This window comes from Rhizobium sp. WSM4643, from assembly GCF_025152745.1.
GTDB classification, from domain to species: Bacteria; Pseudomonadota; Alphaproteobacteria; order Rhizobiales; family Rhizobiaceae; genus Rhizobium; species Rhizobium leguminosarum_I.
In genome coordinates this window covers 311893-330804 of the sequence record NZ_CP104041.1, presented here as the reverse complement: position 1 = coordinate 330804, position 18912 = coordinate 311893, and the positions used below count along the sequence as shown (strand labels likewise).

General features: G+C 61.4%; 16 protein-coding genes. 11 read left to right on the top strand and 5 right to left on the bottom strand.

What is annotated here, in order from left to right; translation table 11 throughout:
- Positions 1–211 precede the first annotated feature (211 nt).
- The 9 genes from N1937_RS25460 (at position 212) to N1937_RS25420 (ending at position 9228) form a co-directional block, all read left to right on the top strand.
- Entirely contained in the window at positions 212–1747 is a 1536-nt protein-coding gene (locus N1937_RS25460) for a sensor histidine kinase (protein ID WP_260059145.1), read from the top strand.
- 174 nt (positions 1748–1921) lie between these two features.
- Positions 1922–2245, top strand: a complete 324-nt coding sequence (locus tag N1937_RS25455; RefSeq protein ID WP_162115773.1) for an antibiotic biosynthesis monooxygenase family protein — start codon at positions 1922–1924, stop codon at positions 2243–2245.
- A gap of 125 nt (positions 2246–2370) precedes the next feature.
- A complete protein-coding gene (locus tag N1937_RS25450) occupies positions 2371–3381 on the top strand; it encodes a LacI family DNA-binding transcriptional regulator (RefSeq protein WP_260059144.1) in 1011 nt (336 codons plus the stop codon).
- Between the two features lie 42 nt (positions 3382–3423).
- Positions 3424–4698 carry an ABC transporter substrate-binding protein gene (locus tag N1937_RS25445; protein WP_260059143.1) on the top strand — a complete coding sequence of 425 codons (1275 nt, stop codon included), beginning with the start codon at positions 3424–3426 and terminating at the stop codon, positions 4696–4698.
- Positions 4699–4769: 71 nt separating this feature from the next.
- Complete coding sequence (locus N1937_RS25440; protein WP_033183136.1) at positions 4770–5621, top strand: carbohydrate ABC transporter permease; 852 nt, start codon at positions 4770–4772, stop codon at positions 5619–5621.
- Positions 5618–6475, top strand: a complete 858-nt coding sequence (locus tag N1937_RS25435; protein WP_170256684.1) for a carbohydrate ABC transporter permease — start codon at positions 5618–5620, stop codon at positions 6473–6475. Before N1937_RS25440 ends, N1937_RS25435 begins: the two co-directional genes overlap by 4 nt.
- Positions 6476–6488: 13 nt before the next feature.
- Positions 6489–7547, top strand: a complete 1059-nt coding sequence (locus N1937_RS25430; protein WP_222295253.1) for an ABC transporter ATP-binding protein — start codon at positions 6489–6491, stop codon at positions 7545–7547.
- Between the two features lie 19 nt (positions 7548–7566).
- Positions 7567–8835, top strand: coding sequence for an MGH1-like glycoside hydrolase domain-containing protein (locus N1937_RS25425; protein WP_260059135.1), 1269 nt, complete (start codon positions 7567–7569; stop codon positions 8833–8835).
- Positions 8836–8952: 117 nt separating this feature from the next.
- Positions 8953–9228 (top strand): ribbon-helix-helix domain-containing protein, encoded by a 276-nt coding sequence (locus tag N1937_RS25420; RefSeq protein ID WP_260059133.1) that lies wholly within the window; start codon positions 8953–8955, stop codon positions 9226–9228.
- Between the two features lie 106 nt (positions 9229–9334).
- Here the strand turns inward: N1937_RS25420 and N1937_RS25415 are convergent, their stop codons facing one another.
- The 5 genes from N1937_RS25415 to N1937_RS25395 all read right to left on the bottom strand — a co-directional run bounded on the left by N1937_RS25415 (position 9335) and on the right by N1937_RS25395 (position 17393).
- Entirely contained in the window at positions 9335–11962 is a 2628-nt protein-coding gene (locus N1937_RS25415) for an AAA family ATPase (protein WP_260059132.1), read from the bottom strand.
- On the bottom strand, positions 11959–13083 hold the full coding sequence (locus tag N1937_RS25410) for a metallophosphoesterase family protein (protein WP_260059131.1): 1125 nt from the start codon (positions 13081–13083) through the stop codon (positions 11959–11961). Before N1937_RS25410 ends, N1937_RS25415 begins: the two co-directional genes overlap by 4 nt.
- A 307-nt stretch (positions 13084–13390) precedes the next feature.
- A complete protein-coding gene (locus tag N1937_RS25405) occupies positions 13391–14782 on the bottom strand; it encodes an aldehyde dehydrogenase family protein (RefSeq protein ID WP_260059130.1) in 1392 nt (463 codons plus the stop codon).
- A 1-nt stretch (position 14783) separates the two neighbouring features.
- Entirely contained in the window at positions 14784–16430 is a 1647-nt protein-coding gene (locus N1937_RS25400; protein ID WP_260059129.1) for an acetolactate synthase large subunit, read from the bottom strand.
- 426 nt (positions 16431–16856) lie between these two features.
- Positions 16857–17393: an A24 family peptidase gene (locus tag N1937_RS25395; protein ID WP_222385910.1), complete on the bottom strand. Its 537-nt coding sequence runs from the start codon at positions 17391–17393 to the stop codon at positions 16857–16859.
- Positions 17394–17652: 259 nt separating this feature from the next.
- Between N1937_RS25395 and N1937_RS25390 the strand changes: the two genes are divergently transcribed.
- Together N1937_RS25390 and cpaB are read left to right on the top strand one after the other, a co-directional pair.
- The gene (locus N1937_RS25390; protein WP_222385909.1) at positions 17653–17859 is read left to right on the top strand and encodes a hypothetical protein; all 207 of its coding nucleotides are present in this window, start codon (positions 17653–17655) and stop codon (positions 17857–17859) included.
- 121 nt (positions 17860–17980) lie between these two features.
- Positions 17981–18898, top strand: a complete 918-nt coding sequence (cpaB, locus tag N1937_RS25385) for a Flp pilus assembly protein CpaB (RefSeq protein WP_222385908.1) — start codon at positions 17981–17983, stop codon at positions 18896–18898.
- Positions 18899–18912 lie beyond the last annotated feature (14 nt).

Genomic DNA, 18912 nt, shown 5'->3' with positions numbered 1-18912 from the left:
CTCCTTCTCGCACGGAGTGAGATTGACCGATGTCACGGTCATTCTCTAAAGACGATTATGAAATACAATCCGCAGTCGTGCTCTTGAGAGCCCCGAGTGAGTGGGCACGGCATAATTTTCGAGAGTCAGAAATCAGCTTATGGGATATGGTTCGGAATGCGTTGCAATGTCCCATATGGCCGTCGCCGCACAATGGAAATTGGCCTGAAAGATGATCGGTGGCGATAAATACGTTGGCTCCGTAGGCAAAGCATCGCTCGCGATCATCGCGCTGATGTTTCTGTCAGTGACCACCCTCTTGTCGCTCTGGCTCATATCCAGTTACGAGACAGCTGTTCGCCGGGGCGATGAGCGTGTCAGCGCCGCCTCCAAAATCGTTGCAGCGAACGCGAACTGGTTGAATTCCCTTGCTCGGGAGACCCTGCACCGAATTGATGATGCTCTGGGGCCGAGTACGACTTTGCCCGGCGCGGACCGCGTGCGCGATCTCGACGCTGCCGTCTACGACTTGCCTCCTCAGGCCACTGCCTATGTCATCGGGGCCGATGGAAAAACGCTCTATTCAAATGACCGCGATATCCGGCCGGTCGACGTTACGGACCGCGACTACTTCGTTCGGCTGAGAAACGGTGCTGACGAATATACATCCCCGCTGATCATCAGCCGCCTTTCCCACCGGCAGATATTCGTCTTCAGCCGCAGGCTCGAACGAAATGGCGTATTCGCCGGCGTCGCCGTAATTGCCTTCGACGCGAGCATCCTAAGACCAATATGGGACGCGGTCGCGATCGGCGAGAACTCGATTGTCAGCCTCATAAGACGCGACGGGCAACTTATCGCCCGATACCCGGAACCCGCCGGACCGGTCGATATGCGGAACCACAAGCTGTTTACCGACTATATGAGGAAGGCGACATCAGGCACATATCGCTCCGTGTCGCCAGTCGACCATGAAGACCGCCTGGTCGGATACCGAATCCTCGAACGCACCCCTTTTGTGGCCATTGCTTCGGCAGATATCCATGTGATCATGCAGCCCTTTTGGGAGGATGCCAAAATTGCGTCTTTGTTGGTCGCTTTCGCTCTGGTTGGTGCTTTAGCCGCAGCATTGTGGATTCAGAATCTCATCAAAGTGGACACATTGCACACCAGGCAGCTTGCGGATGCGTTGCGGTCGAATGAAACGCTCATGCGCGAGATACACCATCGCGTGAAGAACAACCTGCAGACCGTGATGGCCCTGCTGCGCTTGCAGGGTTTTGATCCGGACGCCGTTCAAAAATTAAATGAGCGCATTTCTGCGATGTCCGCAGTTCACGAGCAGATGTACGGCTTCGATCAGTTTAGCGGAATATCTGCTCGAGAGTTCATCCCATCATTCGTCAGGACGCTCGTCGACGTCCATGGTCGCGCCGTTTCCGTCGACTTTGAAATCGACGACATCGTGATTGCAGCAGACAAGGCAACGCCGTTTGCCCTCCTGCTCAACGAGTTGATTGCCAACAGCATGAAATACGCATTCGACGGCCGGGCATCCGGAAATATTCGCGTCATGCTGCACGCGACTGAAGGAGAGGAATCTCAACTTACCGTCGCGGATGACGGGATTGGATTTGATGGCCGATCGGACAGCGCCGGGATGGGGACGCGGCTGATCAAAGCCTTCGTCAATCAACTGCATGGCGAGGCCAGATACAATCGCCTGGAGGGGACGCAGTTTACGGCAACACTCAAACTTACGGATTGAGCGAGAGTTCATTCGAAGCCATCTCCCTGCCCAGAGCAAGCCTTCGGTTATACCCGCGGCATAGGGGAAGACTTTTCATCGTGCTGGGCCGACACATTTTCCAGGTGCCCTGCCGCTCGCGCGGAATTTCCTCGCATCGGCTTTGCTGAGTTCCGATGTCACTGGGAGCAGAACATGACGAAAGTTCCAACCATAGCTCGTATCTGGCGCGGCCGCACAAAGCCGGAACTCGCTGATGAGTATGAAGCCTACAACCGCGCAGAGGGAATTCCTCCACTGCTAAAGACAGCACTCGACGTTCAACTATTGCGCGAAGACCGTGAGGATGAGACATGGTTCACGACGATCTCCTACTGGGCGGACATGGAATCGATGACGGCATTTACCAAGGGTGATCCAGAGCAGGTTCATCATCTGGAGCGTGATGCAGAACTGCTGTGTGAACTTCCTGAACGTATTCAGATACACAAGATAGTGGTCCCTCCCCATCTGCGTTGAGAATCCCTGATCGCTCCTGCAGCTCTCGCGCCTTTTCGCAGCCTAAGGATAACCGAACCAAAACGTTTTGGCTTGACTCCCAAAACGTTTTGGAGAATCGTTTCCCTCACTTCGGGAGGAAGATCTTGGCCAATCTCAAACAGCTCGCGCAATCGCTGGGACTGTCGATCACCACGGTGTCGCGTGCGCTCGACGGCTATGCCGATGTGTCGGCCGCCACGCGCGAACGGGTTCGTCAGGCTGCCGACAAGGTCGGCTACCGGCCGAATGCTTCGGCCCGCCGTCTGCGCAGGCAGCGCGCCGAGCTGGTTGCAGTCACGCTGCCGAGCGATCCCGGCCATATCGGTCCTCCGCATTTCCTCGATATGCTGTCCGGCTGTGCCGAACATCTTGCCGCTGCCGGTCTCAATCTGGTGATTGCGCCCATACCGCGTGGCGAGAGCGAGCTCGACATCTGCCGCCGCTTCGTCGATGGCCGCCGCGTCGACGCCATGCTTCTCGTCCGCACCAAGCGGAAGGACGAGCGCGTCGAATTCCTGCAGTCGCGCGGCATTCCCTTCGTCACCAACGGCCGCACCGAAAGCCTGCTGCCCCATCCCTTTATCGATGGCGACGGCTTTGCCGGTTTCCGTGCCGCAACGCTGCGCTTCCATGCCGCCGGCCACCACCGCATCGGCCATATCGCCGGCCCGCAGGAATATTACTTTGCTCATGACCGCTGCCGCGGCTGGCGGGCGGCGATGGAGGAATGCGGTCTCGCGACCGATCTCTGCGCCGAGGGCGCGCCGCTGGAACAGGGCGGTTATCTCGCAGCACTCGAACTTCTGCGCCACCCCTCGCGCCCGACCGCACTCGTCTGCGCCACCGACGAAATGGCAATCGGAGCGCTCCGGGCGCTACGCGAAGTCGATGGTGGCAACCAGATCAGCATTGTCGGCCATGACGACCTGCCGATGGGCGCCTTCACCAGCCCGCCGCTCTCGACCATGCGCATGACCGGTGAAAACCTCGGCGCGAGCTTCGCTTCGCTGCTGCTGCGCGCCATTGCCGGCGAACCCGCCGAAGAACTCCAGGAGCTTCACGCGATCGAATTTGTCGATCGCGACAGCCATCGCCGTCCCGCCAAGGCGGCATAGACAGAAGTGTATCTCAAACAAAGAACAATGAAGGAGGAGAAGATGAAACATATCATGTCATTTGGAATTCTGGCTTCCACCGTGCTGGCCTTCGCCTCGCCGGTGCTTGCCCAGACCGTTTTCGTGTCCACCCAGCTTCGTCCGATCGAGGAGGCGACCGTCGTCCGCGAGGAACTCCTGAAGGACGTCGGCTCGGTTGACTACGTGGTCGAGGAACCACCGCAGTTTGCCGTCCGCATGGAAGCCGAGCGCCAGGCCGGTAAACACACCGTCAGCCTCGTCGGCGCACTGCATGGCGAGCTTTCGCCGCTTGCCGATAGGGAGACGCTCGAACCGCTCGATGACCTCGCCAAGAAGCTGGCAGCGAGCGGCATGCCGCAATCGCTGCTCGATCTCGGCAAGCTCGGCAAATCGACCCAGCAGTACATCCCGTGGATGCAGGCGACCTATGTGATGGCCGCCAAGAAGGAAGCGCTGCAATACCTGCCTGCCGGCGCCGACGTGAACGCGCTGAACTACGATCAGTTGATCGAGTGGGGTAAGAATATGCAGGACGCCACAGGCCAGCCGCAGATCGGCTTTCCCGCCGGCCCGAAAGGCCTGATGGCGCGTTATTTCCAGGGCTATTTCTATCCGTCCTTCACGGGCGGTGTCGTGCGTACTTTCCAGAGTGCCGATGCGGCCGCCGGCTGGGAGAAGCTGAAGGCGCTTTGGGCCTATGTGACGCCGAACTCGACGAGTTACGACTTCATGCAGGAGCCGCTCTCTGCCGGCGAAGTCATGGTCGCCTGGGACCATATCGCCCGCCTGAAGAATGCCATTTCCGCAGCACCTGACGATTATGTCGTCTTCCCGGCGCCCGCAGGTCCCAAGGGTCGCGGCTATATGCCGGTCGTTGCCGGTCTCGCCATTCCGAAGGGTGCACCTGATAAGGCCGGCGCAGAAAAGGTCATCGAACACCTTTCCATGCCGGAGACGCAGCTCCTGACCGCCTCCAAGGTCGGCTTCTTCCCGACCCTGAATGTCAAGCTGCCGCCGGATCTCGATGCCGGCGTCGCCCTGCTCGCCGGTGCGGTCACCGCCACCCAGGCCTCCAAGGACGCGGTCATCTCGCTGCTGCCGGTCGGCCTCGGCGACAAGGGCGGCGAGTTCAACAAGGTCTACATGGACAGTTTCCAGCGCATCGTGCTGCAGAACGAGCCCGTCGCAGACGTGCTGAAGGCCCAGGGCGCGACGATGGCCAAGCTGATGGCCGATACGAGGGCTGCGTGCTGGGCGCCCGATGCCAAGAGCGACGGCCCCTGCCCGGTCGAATAAATCCACCCGAGACGCGTCCGGGCGAGCTGCCCGGGCGCTCGTTCAACCCTCTGCTCGTCAGGCCGGAGCCGATGACCAACAGCCGACCCTGGATCCCCTATCTGCTGATCCTGCCATCCGTCGCCTTCCTGGCACTGCTGTTCGTCGTGCCACTGGTGCAGACGATCTGGCTGGCGGTTTCGGATAATGGCGCGCCATCGCTCGCCAATGCCGAGCGCATGGTAACCGACATCAATTTCACCCGCTCAGTGAAGAACACCTTCCTGCTGACGATCGCGGTCGTGCCGGTGCAGATCGCCTTGGCGCTGGCCATGGGCACGATGGTCGCCAAGGTCGGCCGCGGGCGGGAGACGATTCTGTGGATCTGGACAATCCCGCTCGGCATTTCCGACCTTGCCGCCGGTCTCGTCTGGTTGTCGATCCTGCAGAATACCGGCTATCTGAATTCGCTGCTCTTCGGCCTCGGTATCATCGGCAGGCAGGCAAGCTGGCTCTCCTACCAGACGCCGGTCGCGCTCTTCCTCGCCATTGCAGTTGCCGAAATCTGGCGCGGTACGGCCATCGTCATGGTCATCATCGTCGCCGGTCTGAACCAGGTGCCGAAGGAGTTCAAGGAGGCTGCCGAAATCTTCGGCGCGGGTCCGTGGACGCGCTTCTGGCGCATCACGCTGCCGCTGATCCGTCCCGCCCTGCAATCGGCACTGATCCTGCGCACCGTGCTCGCCTTCGAAGTCTTCGCGGTAGTCTATGCGCTCGGCGGGCGCAATTTTCCGGTCCTCGTCGGCGAGGCCTACAACTGGCAGAACCAGAACCAGAATTACAGCGTCGCCGCCGCCTACGCGGTGCTGATCATGATCATCTCGCTTGCCGCCACGCTCATCTATCTCAAGGCCTTGAAGGTCGATCCGGAGCGCCTGCCATGACCACGGATACCATCAGCATGACCGCGGACACCCCCGACGCCACCGGCTTCGTCTCCTCGCGCCGCTGGCTGCTCTGGAGCGGCATCGCCGCCCTCTGCGCCTGGGTGCTGGTGCCGATCTATCTGGTCGCGCTCGGCGCCCTCGGCGGACGCCAGGGCGTCTATGTCTGGCCGAAGACCGGCCTTCCCACCGGCATTTCACTGGAGCCCTTTTTTCTCTTCCTGAAGACCGAAGGCGTCGTTCAGTCCTTCCTCAATTCGCTGGGGGCAGCCGGCATCACGGTAGCGCTTTCGATCCTGCTCGGCGCGCCGGCTGGTTATGCGCTCGCCCGCTATGATTTCCGCGGCAAGGACAGCTACCGCCTCCTGGTGTTGCTGACCCGCGCCTTCCCGCTGGCGATCCTGGCATTGCCGCTGACGGTCTCCTTCATCCGGCTCGGCCTCTACGATACGATCCTCGGCGTCGGCCTCATCCATACGGTGCTGGCGCTGCCTTTCGCCGCGCTCGTCACCCAGGGCATTTTCCTCGGCGTGCCCAAGGAGTTGGAGGAAGCCGCCTGGGTATTCGGCTGCACCCGCATCCAGGCCTTCTTCAAGGTCGTGGCACCCTTGGCGCTTCCCGGTATCGTCGCAACCGCGGTCTTCGCCTTCGTTATCTCATGGAACGAGGTCTTTGCTGCCTCGGTGCTGACGGTGCGCAACCGCACGCTGACCGCATACCTGCTGACCGTGCTTTCGGAAAGCCCGATGCATTACCGCTTTGCCGGGGGCCTGATGCTCATCCTTCCCTCGGTTGTCTTCATCTTCGCGGTCAGGCGCTACCTCTTCGCGATCTGGGGCATTTCCTCCAAATAACGGGACCATCGATATGGCCAATATTGTCATCGACCGCATCCGCAAGAGCTTCGGAGCCTTCCAAGCGCTGAAAGAGGTCTCGCTGACGATCAACGACGGCGAATTCGTCTCGCTGCTCGGTCCATCCGGCTGCGGCAAGACCACGCTGCTGCGCATCATCGCCGGCCTCGAGACGGCCACATCGGGAGATGTCCGCATCGGCGACAAGTCGGTAATCGGCCTTGCACCTCGGGATCGCGGCCTTGCGATGGTCTTCCAGAACTACGCCGTCTTTCCGCATATGACGGTTTACGAGAACGTCGCCTTCGGGCTGCGGATGCAGAAGGCCGACGACACACGCGTGAAGGCGCAGGTCGAGAAGGCCGCCGGCCTCCTGCATATCGAGCAATATCTCGACCGATACCCGAACAAGCTATCCGGCGGCCAGCGCCAGCGCGTCGCGGTCGCTCGTGCCCTTGCCGTCGAACCGAAGGTGCTGCTGATGGACGAGCCGCTTTCGAACCTGGACGCGCTGCTCCGCTTGGAAATGCGCACCGAACTCAAGACCGTGCTGCAATCAGCAGGCACCACGACGATCTACGTCACCCACGATCAGACGGAAGCGATGGGCCTTTCCGACCGCATCGCCGTCATGCATGGCGGCGTGGTCGAGCAGGTTGGCCATCCGGTCGAGATCTACAATCACCCGGCAACACGTTTCGTCGGCGGCTTCATCGGCAACCCGCCGATGAACTTCATCAAGGTGCCGGTCACCAACAGCCAGGTGGCGTCAGGCACCGAACGGCTTGCAGCGCCGCAGGGGTCCGGCGATGAAGTGATCCTTGGCCTGCGCGGCGAAGCCGTCGAACTCGCGCCGCTGCCGCAGGGTCTCGAAATGCGGGTACGCGTTGCCGAACCTATGGGCTCGCACCTGCTTCTGACCGGCTCGATCCACGACCAGCCGGTGCGCGTCATCCTGCCGGCTTCGGAGACCGTAAAGAGCGGCGATACGATCGGCCTGAAGCTCGACCAGAAGCGCATCACCTGGCTTTCGCCCGAAAGCGGCAAGTCCTTTCCGTCCGTCCTGGCCTAAGAATACCGGAGTACCCGACATGAACATGCATATCGACCAGGCGAAGCGCATCCTCGCTGCCAACGATCGCGGCGGCTATACCGTGCCGACCGACAGGCTCTACCCCTTCCAGTGGAACTGGGATTCCGCCTTCGTCGCCATGAGCTTCGCGCTCTACGATATCGATCGTGCCTATCGCGAGCTGGAGCGGCTGGTCGAAGGCCAATGGGTGGACGGGATGATCCCGCATATCGTCTTCCATGCGCCGAGCGAAACCTATTTCCCAGGACCGACCGTCTGGCGCACGCAGCACAAGATCCCGACCTCCGGCATAACCCAGCCGCCGGTCTTCGCAATCGCACTGCGCAAGCTGCACGAAACCGCCGGCAAGGAGGGCGAAGCGCGCACCCTGCCCCTCTACGAGGCGGCGCTGAAATGGCATCGCTGGTGGTATTCCGCCCGCGACCCTGAAGGTACCGGGCTCGTGGCACTCCTGCATCCATGGGAAAGCGGCAGCGACAATTCTCCGGCCTGGGACATCGCACTCGCTCGTGTACCCACCACCACCGACACGCCGGTGGTGCGCAAGGATACCGGCCATGTCGATGCCGACATGCGCCCGCGCGACGAGGATTACCGCCGCTTCATTCATCTGGTCGATACCTATGCTGCCTGCGGGTGGGATCCGGCCAAACAATGGGAAAAGGCGCCGTTCAAGGTCGCCGAGATCCAGACGACCGCGATCCTGCTCAAGGCCGGTGAAGACCTCGAACACCTCGCCCGCCTCCTCGGCCGGACGGAGGACGCGATCGAGATCGCCGCCCTCAACGACCGCAGCCGCAAGGCGATGATGGTCCAATGGCGGCCGGACCTTGCCCGCTTTGTCTCGCGAGACCTGATCTCCGACGAAGATGTCGAGGCCGCCACGCAAGCCGGCTTCATCCCCCTCCTCTCGCTGGATCTCGGCAGGCAGGTTGCCGACGCGCTGGTTTCGGAAATGAAGGCCTGGTCCAAGGGCCTCAAGGTCGCCTTTCCCACCACCAAGCCGGGTATCGCCAGTTGGGAGCCGAAGCGTTACTGGCGCGGCCCCGCCTGGGCGATCATCAACTGGCTGCTGATCGACGGCCTCAAGCGCAATGGCTACGCGGATGTCGCCGAAGAGCTGCGGCAATCCACCATCGCAGCGATCGAGACGGAAGGTTTCGCCGAATATTTCGACCCGGTCACCGGCCAAGGCTGCGGTGGCCTCGGCTTTTCCTGGACAGCTGCCGCGTACCTGTGGCTTGAACGAAGCGCAGTCCCTGCTTGAGTGTGGGGCCGCGCTCACCTAAGCCATTTTCTGCGATTGGCTTAAACCGCTCCAGGGTCGCCTATATATAAAGCGTATGATTTAATCATACGCTGGAGATAACCGAGGACCCACACCATGCGTACAACCCAACCACTCACCATCACCCTCCCGCTGGAAATGGCGCAAATGGTGAAGGCCAAAGTCAGTTCGGGCGAATATGCGACCGAGAGCGAAGTTATCCGCGACGGTCTGCGCAGCTTGGCCGCCCGCGACGCCGCAGTTGAGAGATGGCTGCGCGACGAGGTCGCGTCAACTTATGACGAGATTAAAGCCCACCCCGAGCGCGCCCTCTCCGCCGCGGAAGTCAGGCGGCGACTCGACGCCCGCATGGCCGCTCACGCCAAGAAATAACGTGGGACATGAACTATAACGTTATTTTTTCGCCCGAGGCGAGCGACGACCTCGAAAACCTGCCGCCGTATCTTCATTCGGCTGCGATCGGAGTTTCGGCGATTCCCTAATCCGGCTGCCATGGCTGCATGGTGAGCACATTGCCGCCCAGCTTGGAGAAGGCGCGTTGGCGACAGGAGAAGACGAGGATCTGCTGGTCGCGCGATTGGCGGTGCAGCGCATCGAACATTCGCTCGATCCGGTCGTCGTCGGAATAAACAAGCGCATCGTCAAGGATGACAGGCGCCGGCCGGCCGTCGCGGGCAAGCAGCCGTGCGAATGCAAGGCGGGTCAGCACCGAGAGCTGCTCCCGCATGCCGCCGCTCAGCCGGTCGACATCCTCGTCCAGGCCGTTGCGGCGCACGATTTGCGGCAGCAACGTGTCGCCGTCGAAGGTGATCGAGATGTCGTCGAACAGCAGGCCGAGCAGCGGGGCGAGTTCGTTCATGACCGGCTTGAGATAAAGATCACGCGCCGCCGCGCGCGTCGCCGTCAGCGCCTTGCGCAAGCGATCGAGCACGCCGACCTCCGTTTCGAAACGCTTCACCTGCCCGCGCGCGGCTGCCAGAAAATCCCGCGTTTCCGACCAGTTTTCTTCCAGCGCACTGTCCGAGCGGGTGCGGATCTGACCGCCGAGATCGGCAAGCTCTTCGCGAAGCCTGGCAATTTCGCGGCCCGCGGCGTCGGCGACCGAGCGCGCCCTGGCAAGGGCAGCCTCCGCGCCTGCGAGGTCCCGCCCTGTCCTGCGCAAAGGCGCGGCCCTGAGTTCGATCGTATCGACCTGCTCTTTGGCGCTGGAGAGTTTTTCGGCGAGGTTCTGTTGCAATTCATTTCGGCCCGCCTCAGGGCCGATGACCGCCTCAATGGCCTCGCGTTCCTGGCCAAGCCTGGCGTGCTCGGTCTGCGCGCGCAATATGGCCTCGCCGGCTTCCGTGCGCATCACTGACGCCTCCCGCGCCCGGTTGCGCGCCAGTTCGATGCGCCGTGTCGCATCCGCGAGACGGGCACGCACCTCTTCCGGGTTGGCGTCAAGTTCGACCGGACCTTGGCTGAGTTCGGCAAAGCGTGCGGCGTCGAGGTGAAGCTCGTCAATGCCATTCGGAGCGAGTTCGGCGAGCCGCTGGCGCGCCCTCACCAGTTCCTCCCGCTTGTTTCGCGCAGCAATATCGCGCTGCCGCGCCGTCCGCAGACTGTCGACACCGAGCTTGGCAAGCAATGTTTGGCGCGTGGCTTCCGCGGTCTCCAGCGCCCCATTGTGGTCGGCCTGCCGGCTGGAATGGATGGTCAGGGTGCCTATGCCTGTTATGTCAAGCCTCGCCATTCCGGCAAAGCTCTTATCCTCGCCCCCATGCAGAGGCTGGCGGTCCATGCTCACCAATCCGGAAACGTCCTTCAGGTAATCGATCCTGAGTGAGGGAAGGCCGACCTCGGCGGCTGCGCGCAAGCCGACGATTTTGATGTCGAGTGCTTCAAGCCGTTCGATGGCATCGGCTGGAATGGCGAGCAATGCATGCGCCGCCTCCCCATCCTCGATCTGCTGGCGCGCCGCTTCCGCCTGTTCGAGACGCAGACGGACCTCGGCCAGACGCTCGGCGGCGTGGCATGAACGTAGCGCTGCCTCCAGCCGCGCAAGCAGTTCGCGGTTCAACCGCTCCTCCTCTTCGGCCGCCTGCACCTCCGCCGTTGCAGCCTCGCTTTCAACAAGCGATGCCGCGCGTCGCTCGGCTGCATTTGAAAGCTCTTTCTCCGCCAAGGCGAAACGCCGCGCCAGTTCGCCGCTGCGGTTCAATGCTGCGTGGAAGCGGTCGAATGCCTGCTGCGCCTGATCGCGGCGGCTGGCGGCCAAGGCACCTTCTGCGTCGAGCGCTTTGAGTTCCCTGTCATGCAGTTTAGCGGCTTCGAGCACCGACTCGGCGTTGGCAATCGCGGTTTTCCGGCCGGCTTCCTCATCAGGGTTTTCCAGTTCGCCGAGTCTCGCCTGCACCGAGCGGCGGCGGTCGAGTGCGCCGTGCAGCATCTCCACCTCCTTGGCCAGCCGCGCCTCCTCCTCCTGCAGCCTGTCACGCTCCTCGAGCGCGGCGGCAAAGCGGCCTCCTGCCTTCGGCCGCAGCGTTGCGGTGACCAGGCGATTGAGTTCTTCCTCGCAGGCTTCGAGCACCGCCGACATGCGCCGTCCTCCCGTCAGCGCCTCCACCTCGCCCTGCACCGAAGACAGCAGGCTTTCGCGCACTCGCTTGTCGTTCTCTTCCTCGCTCTTGCTGCGATTTTCGATGCCGGTGACGCCCTGGCGCACCCAGAGCAGGCCTGCCGGGCCGGAGGTTCCGCCGGAAATGAGATCGCCGATGAAAGCCTCGGCTTCATCGGCCTGGGCGACGATCCGGCCGCTGCCGAGATCGGTGACGCTGGCGCGCCGTCCGCTATGGAACTGCTTGGTCAGGCGGTAGTGGCCGGCTTCGATCGTGATATCGGCCTCGACGATCGGATTGCCGCCGCTATAGGGGCGCAGCATCTGCACGCTCTTTGGGTTGCCGCTGTGCGGCTGGAAGAACAGGGCATGCAGCGCCTCGAAACAGGTTGATTTTCCATGTTCGTTGGCGGCGCTCAGCACATTGACGCCGTCGGCGATTCCTTCGACGGATATTCCGCGGCCGGCGAAGCGTTTGACATTGTGGAGGCGAAGGGCGGTGAGTTTCATCGATCGATCGCCTCGCAATAGGAAAACAGGCGGATCAACGCTTGGCGCGCCACGCCCCTGTCATCGCCGGAACGGGCCTCGTCGAGGCTTTCGGCAAGAAGCAATTCCGCAGCATCGCGCAGCGCACCGGCTCGGTCGATGGTCTCCAGATCATCGCTCTCGCAGTCGGTCCCCAAAAGGTCGGCATCGATCTCCAGATGCGCAAATTCCGGCGCGACCTGCTCCAGCAGGCTGATCATCGCCGTTCGCCCGTTCAACCGGGCACGGCCGGACAGCGCCACGCGCAGCAGGGTTTGTCGCCGCGCGAACGGTTCCGGCAACGCGGCCTTCAGCACTTCAACGCCGTCTTCCGACGCCAGCAGCGGAAGCTGCAATGTCCGCCAGGAAAAGCTGGCGGTCGTCACCGTCGTCGTCGTCGGCATCGCCCCCTGCCCGGCAATGGAAACGACCATCGCCTGCCCCGGCCGGTCATGCTTGAAACGGTCCGGCTCGGGCGCGCCGCTGTAATATGTTCTGGCGTCCACCGCCACCGATCCGTGCCAATCGCCGAGCGCCATGTAGTCGAGGCCGGCCAGTGCCGCGCGGTTCGGCGCAATCACGTTGGCGGCCGTGGCATCCTCCGAAAATTCCTGGATGGGGCCATGGGCGAGGCCGATGCGGATAGCGCCGTCCGCTGTGGCGGCACCCGTCATCCATTCGGTCAGGTCGCGGCCCGGCCTCCTGGTCGTGCAAGGCGCCGGCAGCAGGATGACATCAGGCCCAAGCGGAAGAGGCACCGCTTCCGTCGCCAGGATGACATTGTCGGGCACCACACCGCGCGCAGCACTCCAGAGCTGATCGGCCAGCAGCGAGTCGTGGTTGCCGGGAAGCAAGACCCAGCGCAGCGGCGTATTCCGGGCCATCTCGCCAAGCGCTTGCCGAAGCACGGCAGGCGTCGGCGTCTCGGTGTCGAAGGTGTCGCCGGCGAGCAGAATGACGCCAGCGCCATGCTCTCGTGCTGCAGCGGCAAGCCTGGCGATGACACCATGCCGTGCCTCGCGCAGGCGCCCTCTCAAATCCTCCGGAAGATTGCCAAATCGTTTGCCAATATGCAGGTCTGAACTGTGCAGGAAGGAAAACATTAATCAGCCATGTTTGCGATGCGCTGCGAGCTTTCGAGCATGGCCAAAGACCTCTCGTCCGCAGTTTTGTGATTCCGTTGTTCCGAGACAGACCATGCCTCCCGGCTGTGGGCGAGGCAAGTCCATCCTGGCCGAGCAAGCGGTTATCCAATGTTTGTCTGATTTTGAGCGGTGCGCGACGTCGATCCCGTCGCCGCACTAGAATTATGCAGACGCGGGACCGACCACGTCGGCGAAGGCATCGTCTATTATCCAAGGGTTTTACCTGCCGATGGAAATCGAACAGTTGATCCCATCATCGCTGCCCCTAAGTGACCTGGTTGAACACCACCATCTTGTCGTCGGCCATCTCTTCCATCGTCCAGGGAATGCCGCCGACCCCGTATCCTGACTGCCTGCGTCCGGAAAAAGGCATCCAGTCGGTACGGAACGCGGTGTGGTCGTTGACGAGAACGGCCGATGCATCCAAGTGTTTTGCCGCCCTGAGAGCAATCGCTATGTCGGCGGAAAAGACGCTCGCCTGGAAGGCATAAGGCAGCGAGTTGGCAATGCGGATCGCTTCGTCGAGGTCGCGGTAGCCGTAGACGCAGGTCAGCGGTCCGAAAACCTCGAGCACCGACACTTTCGCGTCTGCAGGCGGGTTCAGCAAAACCGAAGGCAGAAGTGTCGTCTCGGACATCCGACCGCCCCCGATCTGCCTGGTTCCGGCGTCCGTCGCCTCCTTGATCCAGGCCGTGACGCGGTCTGCCTCGCGTGGCAAAATGAGCGGCCCTACCTCGGTTTGCATAACCGTGGGATCGCCGACATGCAGGGCTGCCACCCTGGCAGCGAGCGCCTCGGTGAAGGAAGCCAGAATATCTTCATGCACGAAGAGACGCTGGGCCGACACGCAGACCTGCCCGGCGTGATAATAGCCACCTTTGACAATGGTGCCGACGATCGCATCGACATTGGCGCTGCGGTCGACGATGACGGGTGCTGCTCCACCATGCTCAAGCGCGCATCGGGTGCCCGGCGGCAGCTTGGCCTTGAGGTACCAGCCGACCTTTGCCGAGCCGATAAAACTCAGGAACGCGACGCGACGATCGGTTGCGAAGGCCTCGGCAAGCGCATTGTCCTCGGTGATGAGGGTCTGGCACCAGCGTTCGTCGAGACCGGCCTCCCAGAATAGCTTGACGATCTCGATGCAGGAAATCGGGGTCGGCGCTGCCGGCTTGATGATCACCGGGCAACCCACGGCGATCGCCGGCGCGATCTGGTGGATGATGAGATTGAGCGGATGGTTGAAGGCCGATATCGCCGCCACGACGCCGATCGGCTCCTTGGTGGTGAAGGCCCATCGGTTCGCGCTGGCCGCAGTCAGCCCCATGGGGATTTCCTTGCCGCCGAAGTTGCGCAGCTCGTCCGCCGCATTGAGGAGGCCGTCGATCCCGCGCGTCACCTCGATGATCGCATCCGTCAGCGGCTTGCCGCCTTCACGGGCGATCATCATCGCAAAACGATCGCGGTTCTCCTGCAGAAGTGCCGACGCCTTTCTGAGGATTGCCAACCGCTGATGCGCGGGCAGCCAGCCGTCGCGATCGGCGAAGGCTTTGGCGGCGAGCTGAAGCTTGCGCTCGAGCGCGGCCGCGTCGTCTGCCGGCAGCTCTGCAATCGGCTCGCGGTCGAACGCTTGGTAGACCTTCATGGTGCGCGGCATCTCAGGCCTCCAATTTCGCGGGGAGCCGTTCGCGAAGCTCCTTCACCAGCACGCGTTCATTTTCAGAGTAGTCCACCGGCACATTCACCAGATGCACACCGCCGCCGGAGAAAGCCTCTTCGAGCACCTGTTTGAACCGGCTGATATCGTCGACCCTGGTTCCCTTGGCGCCGTAGGATTCGGCATATTTCACGAAGTCGGGATTGCCGAAGGTCATCCCGAAATCCGGGAATTCGTCCACCGCCTGCTTCCAGCGGATCATGCCGTAGGCATTGTCCTCGATGACGAGGACGACGAGGTTGAGTTTCAGCCGGACGGCTGTTTCGAGTTCCTGCGAGTTCATCATGAAGCCGCCGTCACCACAAATCGCCATGACACGCCGCTCGGGATAGAGCATCGAGGCAACCATCGCCGATGGCAGCCCGGCTCCCATCGTTGCAAGGGCATTGTCGAGCAGTAGCGTGTTCGCCATCCGCGTCCGGTAGTTCCGGGCAAACCAGATCTTGTACATGCCGTTATCGAGCGCTAGGATGCCGTCATGCGGCATCACCTCTCTTATGTCGTGGACCAGCCGCTGTGGCGTGAAGCGATCTTCTGTTGCCCGCGCGGCGATGCGCTCGAGAATGCGCTCGCGGAGATGAAGAAGCGCCTGCGCGTTTGGCAGCTTGCCCTCGAGGCGATCCGCCAGCGCCTTCAGCGAAGGGCCGATGTCGCCGATGACCTCGGACTGCGGGAAATAGACCTGCTCGACGGTCGCCGGCTGATATCCGACATGAACGACCTTCGGGCCGCCCTTGCCCATGATGAAGGGTGGTTTCTCGATCGTGTCGTGCCCGATCGTGATGATAAGGTCTGCCTGTTCAATGGCCTCGTGGACATAATCCCGCTCCGACAGCGCGGCGGTGCCCATATAAAGTTCGGTTCCGCCGGGCACCGTTCCCTTCCCCATCTGGGTGGTAAAGAACGGAATGCGCGTACGGATCACAAACTGCGCAATATCCGATGTCGAGCGGGGACGCGAGGCGGCGGCCCCGAACATCAGAAGCGGACGTTTGGCTGCGGCGATGAGGGCGGCAGCGCGATCGAGGGCCGCATCGCTTGCCGTCGGCAGTTCGAGCTGATGCGGCGCAATCAGCGCCACCTCCTGGCATTCTTCGGCCGCAATATCTTCCGGAAGCTCCAGATGCACCGGCCCCGGCCTTTCCTCCTGGGCGATGCGGAACGCCTCCCTGACCGTCGTCGGGATCATCTGCGGCGACACAATCTGCCTTGCGAGCTTCGTCAGCGGCTTCATGGACGCAACGACATCGACCACCTGGAAGCGCGCCTGGCGGGACGAGAGGATGCCTTTCTGACCAGTGATCATCACCATCGGCATCGCCCCGAGCAGGGCGTATGCGGCACCCGTCGAGAGGTTCAGCGCGCCGGGCCCGAGAGTCGTCAGGCAGACGCCGGGCTTGCCTGTCAGGCGGCCATAGGTCGCCGCCATGAAGGCGGCTGCCTGCTCGTGTCGGGTGAGCACGAGCTCAATCGACGACTTGCGGATGGATTCGACAACGTCGAGATTCTCTTCGCCGGGAATGCCGAAGATGCGATCGACACCTTCGTTCTCAAGCGCTGCCACTAGAAGATCGGAGCCTTTGGTCATGGATGTGTGCCCGTGCTGTTTGGTTTGAGGCTTCAAGAAAGGAAGGACCCCTCGAACATATGTTCTTTTTCGCGCTCGTCCATGCGTTCGACGGCATCGGTGGTTGCCCTCAATCCTGGTGACCGAGAATTTGCAGGTAAGATTTGCCGTGGGAATAAAGAAGCTCTCCGCGGTTCTGCTGGCAGACAGCTTTGACTGATGATGTGAGATGTTGCCGTTCAGGCCGGCATGAGAGCGCCGCCTATAGCTGAAACGCGACCACTCTCGCGACCCGTCGCTTTCTCGACAATACCGTTCGCGCCGCATCGACTGTGGGCGCGATAGGCCAGTCTTCTGTGCGAGCTGATCGGCGGTGAAAAACAGATTCTGCTGAAAACGATCGTGAATGCGAAGGGGCTCTTGCGAGGAAGTTCTGTCGACGCCGGGTCATCGTAGCTGCAGTTGCTGTCGGATAATGGGCAAGGCCAAGGTGAGGAGCGCGGCGAATACCATGACGACGCCATAAGGTATCTTCCGGCTCGCCCGAATTTCCTCGATGCGCATGAAAAAGGCGAGGTGTGCGACGGGCAATGGCACCGGCAGCCGCAGGGCCAGCAGTGTGACGATGCCAAGGATGAGGAGGAAAAACGAAAACGGCAGCATTCCATGCCATCCGACAAAAAGGCCGATCGGCAGAAAAAGCTTGGCGTCCCCTGCACCAAACAGCCGGAACGCCCAGAGCGCCACTCCGAGCATAAACATCAGCAGACCGGCCCCGACGTCGCCGCCAATTCCGCTCGACGCAAAGAGAGCAGCGCCGACATCCTCGGAGCCAAGCATCACACCCACCGCGCGCAGTACATAAAGTGTCACGAGCGCAAGCACGATCGTGTTGGGGATCTTCCATGTCCGGAAATCGGTCCAGGCGGCGTAGAGAAAAAGTAATACTGAAAGCGAATTAACAACAATGATCATTTCCAGCATCAGATCCAACCTTTTGGGCTATTATTAGCCTGCGTCTCAAGTTTTTATCCACTAGTCCAGACGAATAAATCATGGTCTTAGACTGGCACCGCGGACTTTCGTCTTAACCATAAAAGTATAGATGCCGATCGTCTGCGTATAAAACAATTGACTAAATTAGACTTAACAGATTATTAATATTTCCAGTCGAAGGGGCGGTCTCGACGACAAGGCGACCGGGGGAAATGACGGCGCACCACGTACCTGGAGGTAATTCTCGATGAAAGCATTTGTAAATAGCGTACGCGCTTTCGCGCGGGAAGAAGATGGCGTCGCACTGACTGAATATCTTATTCTGCTTGGTTTGTTGGTCGGCGGAGTTGTTGCATCAGTTGTCCTGATCGGCGGTGAACTCAACACTGCATGGGGATCGTGGGCCACTTGGTTCCAAGCACAAGACCTGACTGCGCCGGCGGCGGCGGGTTGATGCACCTCAGCTGCTTCCTGAGCAGCGTTTTTGAGCTGAAAAGAGGGGTTTTGTTAACCCCTCCCTTCTAAATTAGCAGTAATGAATGGATGCAGTCCGTCCAGTGTAGCGAGTAACCGCGATGCGTTCTTCAACGATTTTAAGTCTCGTCATTGCGTTTGTACTCGCCGCAGCAGCAGTTTTCGGCATGCGCGCGTATCTCTCCGATCAGAAGGCCCGGCTGCTGGCGATGAACGGCATGAAGGCCGAGGAAAGGACACTCGTTGTCGCCGCCAAGCCAATGCGCTTCGGTGACCGGATCCGGCCCGAAAATCTACGAGCCATTCCATGGCCCTCCAATGAAACACCCGCAGGCTCATTCGTCAGCGTCGAGATGGTTGTCGGCAGCGATGCCCAGCCGCGTTATGCCATGGCGGCGATCGATCCTGGCGAGCCGGTGCTATCCTCGAAAATCACCGGTACCGGCGAACGCGCGACGCTGTCGGCCGCGCTCGACCAGGGCATGAAGGCGGTTTCCATCCGCGTCAACGACGTGCTCGGCGTTGCCGGCTTTGTCAGGCCTTCCGATCGCGTCGACGTGCTTTTGACGCGGGTCGTGCGCGGACCGGCAGGCAACGATCAGACCTTCGTCGACGTGCTGCTGCAAGGCGTCAAGGTGCTGGCGGTGGACCAGACGGCAGACGAGCGCAAGGACGAACCATCCGTCGTCAAAACCGTGACCTTCGAGGTCACGACCGATGAGGCGCAGCGCCTTACCCTCGGCTCCAGTATCGGCACGCTCTCGCTGGCGCTTCGCAATATTGCCTCTTCCTCGGTCGAGCAAACCCGGCCGATCACCGTCGCCGACCTCGGTGGCGGCGCGATGGCGACCGAGCTCAGCAAGGATCTGGAAAAGAATAAGTTGCCAGAACCTGAAAAACAAGTGCAGATTGTAGAGCAAAAGGTCGAGCCGGTATTGCCGGTCGAGCCGAAGTGGGTGACGGTGGGGGTCTGGAACACGACGAAGCGCGAGGAGCACAGAGTCGGCCTGGTCCAGTAATATTTGCGGCATGC

Excerpts from the sequence above, each read along its gene's own strand:
- N1937_RS25460 (WP_260059145.1), top strand. The coding sequence starts at position 212 with ATGATCGGTGGCGATAAATACGTTGGCTCCGTAGGCAAAGCATCGCTC.
- N1937_RS25455 (WP_162115773.1), top strand. The coding sequence starts at position 1,922 with ATGACGAAAGTTCCAACCATAGCTCGTATCTGGCGCGGCCGCACAAAG.
- N1937_RS25445 (WP_260059143.1), top strand. The coding sequence starts at position 3,424 with ATGAAACATATCATGTCATTTGGAATTCTGGCTTCCACCGTGCTGGCC.
- N1937_RS25440 (WP_033183136.1), top strand. The coding sequence starts at position 4,770 with ATGACCAACAGCCGACCCTGGATCCCCTATCTGCTGATCCTGCCATCC.
- N1937_RS25435 (WP_170256684.1), top strand. The coding sequence starts at position 5,618 with ATGACCACGGATACCATCAGCATGACCGCGGACACCCCCGACGCCACC.
- N1937_RS25430 (WP_222295253.1), top strand. The coding sequence starts at position 6,489 with ATGGCCAATATTGTCATCGACCGCATCCGCAAGAGCTTCGGAGCCTTC.
- N1937_RS25425 (WP_260059135.1), top strand. The coding sequence starts at position 7,567 with ATGAACATGCATATCGACCAGGCGAAGCGCATCCTCGCTGCCAACGAT.
- N1937_RS25420 (WP_260059133.1), top strand. The coding sequence starts at position 8,953 with ATGCGTACAACCCAACCACTCACCATCACCCTCCCGCTGGAAATGGCG.
- N1937_RS25415 (WP_260059132.1), bottom strand. The coding sequence starts at position 11,962 with ATGAAACTCACCGCCCTTCGCCTCCACAATGTCAAACGCTTCGCCGGC.
- N1937_RS25410 (WP_260059131.1), bottom strand. The coding sequence starts at position 13,083 with ATGTTTTCCTTCCTGCACAGTTCAGACCTGCATATTGGCAAACGATTT.
- N1937_RS25405 (WP_260059130.1), bottom strand. The coding sequence starts at position 14,782 with ATGCCGCGCACCATGAAGGTCTACCAAGCGTTCGACCGCGAGCCGATT.
- N1937_RS25400 (WP_260059129.1), bottom strand. The coding sequence starts at position 16,430 with ATGACCAAAGGCTCCGATCTTCTAGTGGCAGCGCTTGAGAACGAAGGT.
- N1937_RS25395 (WP_222385910.1), bottom strand. The coding sequence starts at position 17,393 with ATGCTGGAAATGATCATTGTTGTTAATTCGCTTTCAGTATTACTTTTT.
- N1937_RS25390 (WP_222385909.1), top strand. The coding sequence starts at position 17,653 with ATGAAAGCATTTGTAAATAGCGTACGCGCTTTCGCGCGGGAAGAAGAT.
- cpaB (WP_222385908.1), top strand. The coding sequence starts at position 17,981 with ATGCGTTCTTCAACGATTTTAAGTCTCGTCATTGCGTTTGTACTCGCC.